The 14,505-nt window shown below is 59.7% G+C and carries 10 protein-coding genes; 6 read left to right on the plus strand and 4 right to left on the minus strand.

The annotated features are described in order from the left end of the window. Positions 1-127: 127 nt before the first annotated feature. Positions 128-943 carry an AraC family transcriptional regulator gene (locus Q4577_RS19600; RefSeq protein WP_303472113.1) on the minus strand — a complete coding sequence of 272 codons (816 nt, stop codon included), beginning with the start codon at positions 941-943 and terminating at the stop codon, positions 128-130. A 173-nt stretch (positions 944-1,116) separates the two neighbouring features. Here Q4577_RS19600 and Q4577_RS19605 point away from each other — a divergent pair, with 173 nt between their 5' ends. The 6 genes from Q4577_RS19605 (at position 1,117) to Q4577_RS19630 (ending at position 9,990) form a co-directional block, all read left to right on the plus strand. Further along, complete coding sequence (locus tag Q4577_RS19605) at positions 1,117-2,607, plus strand: alpha-glucosidase/alpha-galactosidase (RefSeq protein WP_244691257.1); 1,491 nt, start codon at positions 1,117-1,119, stop codon at positions 2,605-2,607. Positions 2,608-2,678: 71 nt separating this feature from the next. Then, positions 2,679-4,739 carry an ABC transporter substrate-binding protein gene (locus tag Q4577_RS19610; RefSeq protein ID WP_303472115.1) on the plus strand — a complete coding sequence of 687 codons (2,061 nt, stop codon included), beginning with the start codon at positions 2,679-2,681 and terminating at the stop codon, positions 4,737-4,739. Positions 4,740-4,793: 54 nt separating this feature from the next. Continuing rightward, complete coding sequence (locus tag Q4577_RS19615; RefSeq protein WP_244691255.1) at positions 4,794-5,792, plus strand: ABC transporter permease; 999 nt, start codon at positions 4,794-4,796, stop codon at positions 5,790-5,792. Between the two features lie 14 nt (positions 5,793-5,806). Then, positions 5,807-6,958 carry an ABC transporter permease gene (locus tag Q4577_RS19620; protein ID WP_303472119.1) on the plus strand — a complete coding sequence of 384 codons (1,152 nt, stop codon included), beginning with the start codon at positions 5,807-5,809 and terminating at the stop codon, positions 6,956-6,958. A 7-nt stretch (positions 6,959-6,965) separates the two neighbouring features. Further along, positions 6,966-8,573, plus strand: a complete 1,608-nt coding sequence (locus tag Q4577_RS19625) for an ABC transporter ATP-binding protein (protein ID WP_303472121.1) — start codon at positions 6,966-6,968, stop codon at positions 8,571-8,573. 79 nt (positions 8,574-8,652) lie between these two features. Next, positions 8,653-9,990 (plus strand): sulfatase-like hydrolase/transferase, encoded by a 1,338-nt coding sequence (locus Q4577_RS19630; RefSeq protein WP_303472123.1) that lies wholly within the window; start codon positions 8,653-8,655, stop codon positions 9,988-9,990. 142 nt (positions 9,991-10,132) lie between these two features. Here Q4577_RS19630 and Q4577_RS19635 read toward each other — a convergent pair whose 3' ends face one another. From Q4577_RS19635 to Q4577_RS19645, 3 genes are all read right to left on the minus strand, one after another. Further along, on the minus strand, positions 10,133-11,194 hold the full coding sequence (locus Q4577_RS19635) for a hypothetical protein (RefSeq protein WP_303472125.1): 1,062 nt from the start codon (positions 11,192-11,194) through the stop codon (positions 10,133-10,135). 65 nt (positions 11,195-11,259) lie between these two features. Further along, complete coding sequence (locus Q4577_RS19640) at positions 11,260-13,293, minus strand: tripartite tricarboxylate transporter permease (protein ID WP_303472127.1); 2,034 nt, start codon at positions 13,291-13,293, stop codon at positions 11,260-11,262. Beyond that, positions 13,290-14,426: an enolase C-terminal domain-like protein gene (locus Q4577_RS19645; protein ID WP_303472129.1), complete on the minus strand. Its 1,137-nt coding sequence runs from the start codon at positions 14,424-14,426 to the stop codon at positions 13,290-13,292. The genes Q4577_RS19640 and Q4577_RS19645 overlap by 4 nt, the downstream gene beginning before the upstream one ends. Positions 14,427-14,505 lie beyond the last annotated feature (79 nt).

Here is a 14,505-nt window from a genome sequence, read left to right on the forward strand (position 1 = left end):
TCAGGCTTTGCTTCCAGGCCCCACGGTGACACTTCTGCTTTGCAAACCCGGTGACATTTCAACTTGGTTGCAACACGTACCTTGCCAAAATTGACAAGACGGCCCCGGCGTGCCCGATGCGACCTGATCATTCGTCAACAAGCCGCGCCGCCAGCGACGAGGCAAGGATGCCGTCCGACAATTCCGATGGCGCAATGCCATAAACCCGACGAAAGGTTTTCGCGAAATAGCTGGGGTCCTGAAACCCACAGTCATAAGCCACCTGTTTGACCGTCTTGCCGCCGGTTTCCAATTGCGCCTGTGCCGCGCGCAGGCGCAATTCCAGCATGAAACGGGCTGGCGACGTGCCTTCAGATTGCTCGAACACGCGTGTGAAATGGCTGCGGGAATAACCTGCCCGTTCGGCCAATTCGTCAATCGACAGCGGGCGGTGGATGTTTTCCCGCGCATAGTCGATCACGTTGCGCACCGCATCGACCCGCCGCCGCGAGCGAAAGGCCGAGCCGTATTCCAGAAAATCCTCGGCCAGGATCATACAGACCTCATACGCCAATGCGGAACAATGCGCGGGCGAATCCTTGTCCCGATTGGACAGCTCTCCGACGATGGCCGCGATCCGGCGCGCGGTGGCGGACCCCGGTTCAATCAACGGCCCATGCGCCGCAATGATCGCGTTCCAGATGCGCACGGCCTCGCGTCCTGAAATGCAGATCCAGAAGAATTCCCAATCCTCCCCCGGTTCCAGATAATAGCGGTGATCATGCGGCATCCGCAGCACCATTGCCGTGCCCGGCGGCACCGACATCTGTCGGTCTTCAAAGGTAAGCCGCCCGGCCCCCGACAACGTATATTGGAACAGCACGAACTCGCCCGGGCCGCGGTCCTTGCCCGGATAATCATAGGGTTCGCCATGTTGACGATCATAGCCTACGCTTGTGGGCATAACGTATAGCCGCAAGGGCCCGCGCGGAAAAAGAAGCATCCGTGAGAACGGTTCGCGGCGCGGCTCTGAAAATGGGTCAAAAGTACCAGCCATAGTTTGAATTTCCTCTCGTCGCGCCCTCTTGTCCAGCCTTACAGTACAAAAAGACCAAGAAAATGATCGGAGAAGTCGTGATGAAAATCGCGTTCATTGGCGCCGGAAGCGTCGGTTTTACCCGCAAGCTTGTGCGTGACCTGTTGAAGGTCGAAATGTTCCAGGGGGTCGAACTTGCGTTGCACGACATCAACGCCAAGAACCTTGATATGGTGGCCCAATTGCTGCGCAAGGATATCGAGGCAAACGGCCTGCCGGCCAAGGTGACGCAATCGATTGATCGCCGTCAGGCATTGGAAGGCGCGCGGTATATCGTCAATTGCGTTCGCATCGGCGGGTTGGAGGCATTCCGCCATGACATTGAAATCCCGCTGAAATACGGCATCGACCAATGTGTTGGCGATACGATTTGCGCAGGCGGGTTGATGTATGCCCAACGGTCCATCCCGCAGATCCTGGATTTCTGTGCCGATATCAGGGATGTCGCGGAACCCGGTGCCTGGTTCCTGAACTATGCCAACCCGATGGCGATGAACACCTGGGCGGCGATTGATCATGGTGGGGTCAAAAATACCCTTGGCCTGTGTCACGGCGTGCAAAACGGCTGGCGTCAGATCGCCAATGCGCTGGGGGCGGACCACCATAGCGATGTCGAAGTGTTCTGCACCGGGATCAACCACCAGACCTGGTACACCGATATTCGGTTCAAAGGGCGTCAAATCAGCCAGGAAGAGCTGATCGCCGCGTTTGAGGCCCACCCGGAATACAGCCAGACCGAAAAAGTGCGCATTGATGTGCTGAAACGGTTCGGGTTCTATTCGACGGAATCCAACGGCCATCTGTCGGAATATCTGCCGTGGTATCGCAAGCGTCCGGACGAGATCAATCGCTGGATCGACACCAGCGAATGGATCAACGGCGAAACCGGCGGCTATCTTCGGGTTTGCTCTGAGCGGCGCAATTGGTTCGAAGAGGATTTTCCGAAATTCCTGGCCGAGGCGGGCAAGCCGCTGGGGGATCACAAACGCTCTGATGAACATTGCAGTCATATCCTTGAGGCGCTGGAAGGCGGGCCGGTCTATCGCGGGCATTTCAACGTCAAGAACGGCGGTGTGATCACCAATCTGCCGGACGATTGCATCATCGAAAGCCCCGGTTTCGTCGATGAATTCGGCGTCAACATGGCCGAGGGCGTGACCCTGCCGCTGGGCTGTGCGGCGACCTGTCAGGCCTCGGTTGATGTGCAGCGCATGGGGATGCAGGCGGCTGTGACCGGCGATCTGGATCTGCTGCGGCTGGCGATGTTGCACGATCCGCTGGTGGGCGCGGTGTGTAACCCGGAAGAAATCTGGCAGATGACCGACGAGATGCTGGTGGCCCAGGCCGAATGGCTGCCGCAGTTCGCGCATGAGATCGACGGCGCCAAGGCGCGGCTTGCCAAATCCACCGTGGCCACCCGCAGCTGGGCCGGGGCGGCGCGCAAACAGACCCGCAGCGTGACTGAACTGCGCGCTGAAAAAGGCGAAAACGTCATGACCGCCGAAAAGGTCCGCGCCACGACCGAGGAATAACAGCACCGCGATGCGCGTCAGGGGAAACCGCGCGTCGCGAAAAAACTGTATCAAATAGGGAGGATATCGAAATGAACACAAGGACATCCGTCTGTGTGATGGCATTGCTGTCGCTGGCGGCGCCATTGGCCGCGCAGGACATGACAGACCCAACCAAAACCGGCCCAACCAAATTGCCCGAAGCGCGGGCCTTGCCCACCGGGGATCTGAAAACCGTTCCATATGATCAACTGATCTCGGTGCGGGCGCTTGAGAGTTACTCTGAACCCGATTTTGTCGCCGCCGCCGTTGCGGCCGGGAAATTGCCGCCGGTGGCCGATCGTCTGCCTGCAAAGCCGCTGGTTCTGGACATGTCGGTCACGCCGGATGGAACCGGGGTTTATGGCAGTGTGCTGCGCCATGTGACCGGCGGGCGGCCCGAGGGCTGGAACTGGAACGCTGGATTGCATCAGGGATGGGGCGGCATGACGATGACGACGCAGGAATGCCTCGTCTCGACCGGGCCAATGTGGCAATTGTCACAGGACAAGATCGAGCCGCTGCCCAATCTTGCCACGTCCTGGGAATGGTCCGAAGACGGTCATCAGCTGACCATGCATCTGCTGGAAGGGGCGAAATGGTCGGACGGCGATCCGTTTGACGCCGAAGACGTGATGTTTTTCTGGCAGGATAATGTGCTTGACCCGCAGGTTCCGGCACGGGTGACCGGCGACACATTCGGCGCAGGCACACAGCTGGAAAAGCTGGACAATTACACCATCCGGTTCACGTTCACCGACGCCTTTCCGGTGCCGAATATCTATAAGATGGCTTATATCAACTTCTGCCCCGGCCCGTCGCATATCCTGAAGAAACATCACCCAAAATATGCCGATGGCGCGTCTTATGCCGACTATGGCCAGGCGCTTCCGGCGTCGGATGTGCCTTGGGTGACGATGGGGGCATGGGCGGTGACACAATACGCGCCCGACCAATATGTGGTGGCGCGCCGCAACCCCTATTACTGGAAGGTGGATCAGGACGGCAATCAGCTGCCTTATCTGAACGAGGTGCAGTGGCGATTGTCCACCTGGGAAGACCGCGACATCCAGACATTCGCGGGCAATGCCGACTGGACCAACATGGAAAACCCGTCGATCTATCTGGAAGGAATCCGCAAGACCCAAGGCGATGACGCAACCAATGCGATCTATTGGGGACCACGGTCGATGCATTGGCGGCTGGACCTGAACCTGTCAAAAACCTGTGGACCGGATGACAGCCACACCCAGACCATTCGCGATCTGAACCGCGATCTTCGGTTCCGCCGGGCGGTCAGCCAGGCAATCGACCGTGATGCGCTTGGCCAATCTTTGGTGCGTGGTCCGCTGACGCGGCCATTTGCCGGAGGGATCAACACCGAAAGTGGCGTGCTGAATGAGACGGCGATTGCCTATTACCCCTATGCGCCAGAAACGACCGCGGCGCTGCTGGCCGATCTGGGGTTCGCGGACACCGACGGCGATGGGCTGCTCGACTGGACCGAGGGGCCATTGGCGGGCAACACGCTGGAGATCGAGCTGGCCTATAGCACACAGCGCACAACCGACGCCGCGCTGGCCGACAGCGTGATGACCATGCTGGCCGAGGCCGGTATCCGCGCCCTGCCCCGTCCGGTGCCAACCCTGCTTGATCCGGTGCGCGACAGCTGTGACTGGGATATGGCGCTGGACCGTGGCGATCGCGGCTATCAGGTGCCGATTGGCAATCTCGACTACTTTGCCCCGGTTGCCCACAACGTTCCGGCCTGGCATCGCGGCACCCCGAATGCGCCCCAGATCCGTCTCGATTTCGAGGATGATCTGGCCGCCTTGGTCGACCAGCTTCGGGTTGAAACCAACAGCGAAAAGCGCGTGGCGCTGTTTTCCGATCTGAACCGGATCATGACCGAAAATGTCTATCACGTCGGTCTTATCAATGCCTCTGCTGCGCTGATCGTGAACAAGCGTATCCGCAACATTGTGCCCGGCACACCGGTGCTGATGTATCAATGGTCAGAAAAGGGCGCGATGCGGGAACGGCTTTGGATCAGACCGGAAGATCAGGGCGCCGTGCCCGAGATTCAGCCCGGCGTGATCCCCGGCGTCGATTGATCCAACGGCGGCGGCCCGGTGTTTGGGCCGCCCGCCACAGAGGGGGAGGTGCGCATGGCGACCTACATCATCAAACGAATTTTTGCTGCGATCTGTCTGCTGTTTGCCGTCAGCATCGTCAGCTTCATGATCCTGCAAGTGCCCGAAGGCGATTATGCCAGCTATGCCAAGGCCATGGCGATCAGTCAGGGCGGCATGAACGAAAGCGACGCAGAAGCCTATGCCGCGCAGGTGCGCGCGCGTTACGGCCTGGATCAACCTGTGCTGGTGCAATACGTGCGCTGGATCGGCAACATCGTCTTTGCCGGTGATCTGGGACCGTCATTTGCCTATAACAAACCGGTGGCCGAGCTGATCGGTGAACGTCTGCCACGGACATTGGCGATTGCGATTGTCTGTCATCTTCTGGCGACGCTGATCGGGGTGGCCTTGGGTATTCTGGCGGCGGCACAGCATCATCGGCTGGGCGACACCATCGCCTCGACCCTTGCTTTTGTCGGCATGACCGTGCCGCGGTTCTTTATGGCGCTGGTGATCCTCTATTACCTCGCCTTTGTGGTGGGCTGGCCCTATATCGGCTCGCTTTATTCACCGGAATATGTCTTTGCCGACATGAGCTGGGCCAAGATCTGGGACTTTCTGAAACATGTCTGGCCGGTGATCCTGATCGCCACGGTTGGCGGGCTGGCCTATAACACGCGGGTGATGCGCGGCAATCTTCTGGATGTCCTGCGCCAGCCGTATATCGAGGCCGCCCGCGCCAAGGGGCTGAAAGAACGCACCGTCATCGTCAAACATGCCGTGCCAAACGCATTGCATCCGTTGATCATGCATCAGGGCGTGATCCTGCCATACATGCTGACCGGCGAGCTGGAGGTGGCCATCATCCTGTCGATCCCGACGCTGGGACCGCTGATGTATTCCGCGCTGACCCAGCAGGACGTGAACATCGTGTCCTCAACCCTGCTGATCCTTTCGGCGGTGCTGTTGATCGGCAATCTTCTGGCTGATCTGGCGCTGGCCGTTCTTGATCCCCGCATTCGCTATAGCTGACAGGACCGAGACCCATGCAAGATAATATTCTGACATCCGGCCCTGACCTGGCCGAGGCCACGGCAACCGCCCCGGCACCGGGCATCACAACCGCCCCCGAAAGCCCGATGCGGCTGATATGGCGCAGGTTTCGGCGGCGTCGCCCGGCGTTGTTTGGTGCGGCGATTGTCCTTGGCCTGGCAATTGTTGCCATTTTTGCCGAATTCTTTGCGCCTTATGACCCCGCCAAACGTGACAGCGCGCATTTCTATATGCCGCCACAGATCCCGCATTTCCTGAGCGCAGAAGACGGTCTGCATCTGGTGCCATTCGTGCATCCCTATGTGGAAACCTTTGACAATGAAACGTTCGAGACCACCTTCGCCGCCGACACCAGTCGGCTGTGCCAGTTCCGGTTTCTTGGCAAAGGCTGGAACTATTCGATGCTGGGCATGCAGTTTGACCGGCATCTTTTGGCACCTGATCCGGCGTGTCCGATGCATGTGCTTGGCACCGACTCTCTTGGTCGGGACATGTTGAGCCGAACGCTGATCGGGGCGCGGTTGACGCTGGCGATGGCGGCGCTTGTGGTGACGGCCAGCGTGTTCATCGGCACGGCAATCGGGTTGATGTCGGGGTTCTTTTCCGGCTGGGTCGATAATGTGTTGCAACGGATCACCGAATTCGTGCTGGCCCTGCCGGAGCTGCCATTCTACCTCGCACTCGTGGCGATCCTGCCGCGCAATGCCGGGCCTTATACGGTGTTTTTCCTGCTGGCGCTGATCCTGTCCTTGCTGAAATGGGCCGGCCTGTCGCGTGAGGTGCGCGGCAAGACATTGGCCCTGCGGCGGGTGGATTACGTCATGGCCGCCGTGGCGCTGGGGGCTCGGGACCGGCGCATTCTGGTCAAGCATCTGCTGCCCAATATCCTCAGCCATGTGATTGTTGTGGTCACCCTGATGATCCCGCAGATCATCCTTGTTGAAAGTTTCCTGTCGTTCCTTGGCATTGGCGTGCAACCGCCGCTGGTCAGCTGGGGCCTGCTTCTGAATGCCGCCAAGGATTTGCAGAACCTCGGCTCTTACCCTTGGATGCTGTTGCCGGTTTCGGCGATCCTTGTATCGGTTCTTGGGTTCAACCTTTTGGGTGACGGTTTGCGCGATGCAATCGACCCCTATTCGAATTGAGGCTGACATGTTGGATCAAACCACATCCCCGCTGCTAGACGTCCGCAATCTGAACGTCAATTTCCGGCTCGACCATGGTGAATTCGCCGCGGTTCACGATTCAAGCTTTCATATCGACCCCGGTGAAACCCTTGGTCTGGTGGGGGAATCCGGGTCCGGGAAATCGGTGACCGCACGGGCCATCATGCGGCTTTTGGCCCCCACCGCCACGCTGGCCAAACATTCCGAGGTGCATCTGCTCGGCCATCGCATCGACAAGATCCCGGCCGAGAAAATGCGCCTGATCCGGGGCGGGCGAATTTCCATGGTGTTTCAGGAACCGATGAGCTCGCTCAACCCGCTTTATACCATCGGCAATCAGATCGCAGAAACACTGATGCTGCATCAGGGGATGAAAAAGAAAGCGGCGCTGGCGCGGGCCGGTGAATTGCTGGCCGAGGTGCGCATCCCCAACCCCGAGGCGCGTATCGGGCAATATCCGCATCAACTCTCGGGTGGGCAACGCCAGCGGGTGATGATCGCGATTGCGCTGGCCAACAACCCGGAATTGCTGATCGCGGATGAGCCGACAACCGCGCTGGATGTGACCGTGCAGGCCGAGATCCTGGCCCTGCTCAAGGATCTTCAGACCCGGCACGGCATGGGTATGATTTTCATCACCCATGATCTGGGCGTGGTGCGCAATATCTGCGACCGGGTCTGTGTGATGGAAAAAGGCGCGATTGTCGAAACCGGCAAGACCGAGGATGTGTTCACCGCGCCGCAGCATGCCTATACCCGGCGGCTGCTGTCGTCGGAACCTGCCGGCAACCCCCTGCCCCTGCCCGAGGACAGCGAAACCATGCTGGAGGGGCGTGACCTTAGAGTGGATTTCAACATTGTCTGGGGCGGTGCCTTTACCCGCAAGCGGATGACGCTGACGGCGGTGAACGATGTGTCGCTGACCCTGAAACGTGGTCATACGGTTGGGGTGGTTGGAGAATCCGGGTCGGGCAAATCGACATTGGGCAAATCGCTGTTGCGCCTGATGACCGAAACCAAGGGCGAGGTCGAATGGAAAGGCCAGCGCATTGACGGGTTAAGCCGCAATGACATGCGCGCCCTGCGGCCGCAGATGCAGGCGGTGTTCCAGGACCCCTTTGCCAGCCTCAATCCGCGCATGTCGGTGCGCAGCATTGTCGAAGAGGGATTGGTGGTACATGGCATCGGCAACGCCCGCACGCGGCTGAAAATGGTGCGCGATGTGTTGGACGAAGTCGGGCTTGACCCCAATTGCTATAACCGGTTTCCGCATGAATTTTCCGGCGGCCAACGCCAGCGGATTGCCATCGCGCGTGTGCTGGTGCTGAAGCCGGAATTCATTTTGCTGGACGAGCCGACATCGGCGCTGGACCTGTCGGTCCAGGCCCAGATCATCGACCTTCTGCGCGAATTGCAGAACAAATACCGCCTGAGCTACATTTTCATCAGTCATGACCTCAAGGTCGTGCGCGCGCTCTGCCATGATGTGATTGTCATGAAAGACGGCAAAGTGGTGGAACAGGGCCCCTGTCGCGACGTGCTGGAACGCCCGCAGACCGAATACACCCGCGCATTGATCAAGGCCGCGTTTTGATCGGCCGACATGACCCAGATGCTTTGAGCGCCCCAATTAATCTGGACCGATTTTTCCGGGCCGATTTCACGAGGACAATATGACCAAACCCAATGTGATCCTGTTTTTCACCGACCAACAGCGGTTCGATACCACCGGCGTGCATGGCAACCCGATGGGGCTGACGCCCCATTTTGACCGCTTGGCACGGGCGGGCACGCATTTCGCCAATGCGTTCACCGTCCAACCGGTATGCGGCCCGGCGCGGTCGGCGCTGCAAACATCGAAATACCCAACCGAAACCGGATGCTGGTGCAATGGTCGCCCCCTGCCAGAGGATGCCGTCACCATGGCGCAATGTTTCAAACAGGGCGGCTATGACACCGGATATATCGGTAAATGGCATCTGGCCGGGGCCGAACCGGTGCCCGCACATCAACGGGGTGGTCATGACTTCTGGCGCGGCGCGAACCTTCTGGAGTTCGTGTCAGACGCCTATGACACCGTGTTGTTTGACGAGGACGGCCAGGAATGCCGCCTGCCCGGCTATCGCGTGGATGCGATGACGGATGAGGCAATCCGCTATGTGACTGACCCACGTGACAGGCCGTTTTTCCTCACCATGTCGTTTCTGGAGCCGCATCACCAAAACAGCGTCGATGCCTATCCCGCGCCCGATGGTTGGGATGCGGCCTGTCCCCCGGTCTGGACCCCGCCGGATCTGGCATCACTGGGCGGCACTGCGCATCAACAGCTCAAAGGCTATTACGGCATGGTCAAACGGCTGGACGATGCGCTGGGCCGGTTGATGGATGCGTTGAAAAGTTCGGGTCAGATCGACAATACAATCGTGTTCTTTCTGTCCGATCACGGCTGTCATTTCAAAACCCGCAACGGCGAATACAAACGGTCCTGTCATGAGGCCTCCATCCGGGTGCCGATGATGGCCACCGGCGCGGGGTTTGATGGCGGCGGTCAGGTGCGCGGCATGATGTCGATCCTCGACATCGCGCCAACCCTGTTGGAGGCCGCGGGATTGAACGTGCCGAACGACATGCAGGGCCGATCCATCCTGCCGCTGCTAAGCGCGCCCAAGACCGCGTGGCGCAAGGATCTGATGATCCAAATCAGCGAAAGCCAGACCGCGCGTGCCCTGCGCACCGGGCGGTGGAAATACGCGGTGTCCGCCCCGGAAGGAACAGAGCCACAGGCGCGGGCATCGACCTATCACGAGACCGAGCTTTATGACCTCGCGCATGATCCCTATGAGCTGGAAAATCTGATTGGCTGTGCATCCCATGTGGATGTGGCCGCCGAAATGCGGCGGCGGTTGTTGGCACAGCTGGCAACATATGAAGATGCGACACCGGACATTGTTCCGGCCGATCCGCGCCCGACCATCGGCCAGCGCAAGGTCGCACCAGCCGATATCTGGTGACTGGTCGCCGCGGATGATGGATCCGCAGATTATCCAAGGCCCGTACTTGCCATGACTGGCCGCAGGTTTCTGACAGAATTTCAGCCCGAAACCGCGATTGGCGGGGCCGACCCATCGGCCCCACCTGTTTCAAATCCCTGGCTTACAGCCCGGAAATCTCGCTCACAGTTGCGGCAATATCGTCGGGGATATTGCGGAACTCCTGCAAGATCGCCTTGGTCTTTTCCGTCGCGTTGAAGGGCGGCGGCACACCAATCGAGGCCTCATATTCCTTCAGGAATTCCGGGTCTTTTGCCACATCCTGATAGGCCTGCTGCATGATCGCAAGCACCTCTTCCGGCACTTCAGGCGGCGCAAGGACGGCGGTTGTCGCGGCCATCAGGTTGTTTTGATACCACTGATAAGCGTCCCACCATTTCCCCGATGGTTCGGTGCCATGTAGCTCCTGGTGCACCTCATAAAGGCTCTTGGTGTCGTCGGGATATGCGCCGGGGGTCTTGGGCAGCGGTGATCCGTCCAGATCGAATTGCTGGTGATAATAGGCGGGCCAAGCCACCGAATCCTTGTCCCCAAAGAATTTGGCATACCCCGGAAGACCGGCATGACCGGCCTGTACCTCGCCCGGTTTGATCGCGGCCTGGATTTTGCCAAAGCCACCAAAACCGCCGACATAACGGAAATTCACCCCAAGGGTTTTCAGCCCCAGATTGCCGAGGATTTCAATCGCATTGGTGCCGCCACGCCCACCGACAATGATTTCCGCCGTCTTGAGATCCGCCGTCGTGGGCACCGCATCCTTGCGCACCACAAGCGACAGATCCGCGCCAGACGACCCGACAACGCCCATGTTTTCAGGCACATAGCGGATGCCCGGGGCTTCGTCCATCACCGCAGAGGGATTCCATTCACCGTAGAAATAGGCCGTGCCGTCACGCGGGGCCTTTTCATAGATGAAGTTCAGCGCAATCGCACCTTTGCCACCGGGTTTGTTGTTGATGATCACCGTCGGATTGCCGGGAATGTGTTTTTCCAGATAGCGCGCGGTCAAACGGCCATGTACATCGGCGCCGCTGCCGGCGGCCACGGACAGCACAAATGTAATTGTCTTGCCCTCGAAATAATCATCCGCCCAGGCCGGTGCGGCCAATCCGGCCAGACCGATGGTCGATGCTGCCAGTGCAGTCATCATTGTACGTCGTTTCATAATAGTCTCCTCCTCATTTTTGGTCAGTCGTGACAGCGCCCGAAATCACCGGGCGGTTGTTTTCGTTAAAGGAACATCCACAGGGGAAAGGCATCGGGCAGCATGGCCCGCGCCGCAGGTGCGATCAGGGGCTGCATCCAGAAGACATGCACCACCCGGTCGAAAAATCCGACCAGCACGACCCAGGCGGCAAAGCCATACACCGTCGAAATCCGCCAGCCATATCCCCCCCAGCGCCGCAGATAGATCACCACCAAAGCGACAATCGCGATCTTCTGGCCCAGCACCAAAGCGACACAGACCATGGCGATGCAATATCCCAACAGGATCAATGCGCGCCGTATGTCCCGCGCGCCCATCGTCTGATGGATCAGGGCGGCGAAATTCGGACGCGGGCGAAGATCGCCGGCCAGCGCCGCAAGACTTAGCCCGACGCCGGGCACGATGGCGATCAACGGAAAGGCCGCCACCAGCGTCGGCCAGCCAAGCGTCGGGATCAGGGTGGCCACAAAGGTCGCCACCAAAATGCCGCCGACAAGGATCGACACCAGCTTGTTGTTCTCCGCATCGGGCTCTGCTGCGTTGGTGTCGGCATTGGCAATATTGGCCAGCGCCGCCGCAGTCTTTTGTTTGCGGGCGCGTCGTGCCGACAACAGAAGCGCCAGAGCGATAAATCCAAACAGCACCATGACAATCGGCCGATCAAGCCACCCCAGCCCCTGATGAATTTTCCAGCTCAGCAGGAAGGAATTTTCCATCATCCCGCCAAGGATAAAGGCCAGCACCACCGGCGGGCGCGGCCAATCGCCAAGCTTCATCAGATACCCCAGCACGCCAAAGACCAGCAGGACAGCCCAATCGCCCAGATCGGCAGTGGTCAGCCATGCGCCCATGAACACAAACACCAGCACACCCGGCACAATCAGATGGCCAGAGATAAAGGACAGCCGCGCGATCGGGCCAGCCAACAGCATCAACAGCCCGGCAGCGGCAATATTGGCCAGCGCAATATCCCAGACCAATGCAAAGGTGACCGGCAATTCCGTGGTCAGCATCTGGGTGCCCGGTTGCAAACCCTGGATCAACAGCGCACTCAGCAGCAGCGCATTCATCGCACTGCCCGGCACACCAAAGGCCACAGTCGGGATCAGCGATCCGCCCCGCACCGCGTTGTTTGCGGCCTCGGGCGCGATGACGCCGCGAATGTCACCCTTGCCGAATTGGCTGGTGTCCTTGGCCGATTGCAATGCGTGGGAATAGGCGATCCAGTCGACCACCGCGCCGCCAATGCCGGGGATCATGCCGATATAGACACCAATCGCCGAACAGCGCAGCGCCAGCCACCAGTTTCGCCCCGCGTCCTTGATCCCGCGCAGCAGCATCCGCCAACCACCGGTTTCCGGCTTGGTCTGGGCGATGGCCGTGTCCCTTACCGCCAGATCAATCAGCTCTGGCAGGGCGAAAATGCCCAGGACAACCGGGATCAGCGGCAGACTTTCCAATAAATAGGGCGCGCCCATCCAATAACGTGGAATGGCGGCATCTGCGGCATAGCCAACGGACGACAACAACAGGCCAAAGGCCGCCGCCGCCAGCCCCTTGGTCAGGGATTTGCCGCTGAGCGAGCCAACCATGACCAGCCCCAGACATCCCAGCGCAAACAGTTCTGGATTGTTGAACCGCATGATGATCGGCAGGGCAATCGGCAGTGATACCGCCAGCATCAGCGCGCCAAAAACACCGCCAAAGGCCGACACGGTAAAAGCCGCGCCAAGCGCACGGGCCGCCTGGCCCTGTTTTGCCAATGGATGACCGTCCAGCACCGTGGCCTGGGACGCCGCCGTGCCGGGAATGCCCAACATGACCGAGGCAATTGTGTCCGACGTCGATGTGACCGCAAAAATGCCCAGCAGAATGGCAAAGGCCGACATCATTTCCATGTTGTAGGTGAACGGCAGGATCAACACGATGCCCAGCGGCCCGCCCAACCCCGGCACCGCGCCAAGCCAGATCCCCAGACCAACCCCCAGCAAGAGGTATCCAAAAACCGGCCATTGCAGGACCAGCATCAGCCCCTGATAAAACGCATCAAGTGTCATTGGCTGCTATCCGCGACAAGTGTTTCTTTCTTCACCGCCGTTTTCAGGGCCGTGCCCAGACCGGGAAGGTCATTTGCAATGGCTTGGCCGTTTCGGATCACCGGGGCGGGGTTGGTGATGGAAAAGAACATGTCACTTTCGTGCCATTGATGTTCCAATCGCTCTGCCCCGCCGATCGCCGTCGCGGTTTGCAGGCTGGCGGCGTGGGCCACCGGCCCCGACGGATTATGCAGCGACACGGCCACATCATGGGCGGCTGCGCGGCGGGCGATCTCGGCAATTGTGCGCAGGCCGCCGGCATGTTTCACATCGGGCATGATCACGTCATAGGCCCCGGCGGTCACAAAGGGCGCGACATCATCCCAATCGCCATGGGTTTCCAACCCGCACAGCCGCATTCCATGGCCATTTGCCGCCGCACGCAGGCTGCGCAGGTTTTCAATCTGGTCGGCGGTTTCGGGCAGCGGGCATTCAAACCAGGTCACACCGATTTCGGCCAATGTCGGGATCAGATCCAGCGCCGTCGCGGTTTGAAAACGCCAGTGACAATCCACCATGATTTCGGCCCCCGGGGCCGCCGCCGCCATCGCGCGCAACCGGGCCAGACCGGCGGCAATCAGATCCTCTCCGGCGGGTGTGCCGCAGAGTTCGGGGGAAAGCCCGTCAAAGGCCGCCAGCTTGATCCCGACAAACCCCTCTTTAGCGGCAAGGGCGGCATTTTTTGCAATGGCGTCAGGGTGGCGGTCGACGCTGGTGCGGTTGATATTGGCATAAAGCGGGATCGCCCCCGCGCCGGCCGGCTGGCCCAGAAGTGCCGCAACCGTCACCCCGGCGATTTTCGCCGACAGATCACAGACCGCCTGATCCAATGCGGAATGAATGGTGCGTTGTTCCAGACCGTGATCCAGCAAAACCGCCAGCGGCGTCAAGATCGCGTCATCCACCCGCCGCCCGCACAGGGCCCGCGCCGCCCCAAGCAGCGCATCATCAAAACCCGCCGACGCGCCATCAAGACTGGCCTCGCCAATGCCGGTCAGGCCGCTGTCGGTTTCCAGCACAACATGGCGCCAAATCGTCTTGTTGCTGACCACGATATTTTCAACCGTGGCCTTGGCTATCTGGTGGATTTCCAAAATGCATTCCCTTTCGCGTGCCGATTTGCCGGCCTCTTTTGGTGATCGTTTGGCAAATGATAATCGTTTGGCAAAACGT

Origin of the sequence: Marinovum sp. 2_MG-2023 (assembly GCF_030548265.1) — a bacterium.
Classification (GTDB): Bacteria; Pseudomonadota; Alphaproteobacteria; order Rhodobacterales; family Rhodobacteraceae; genus Marinovum.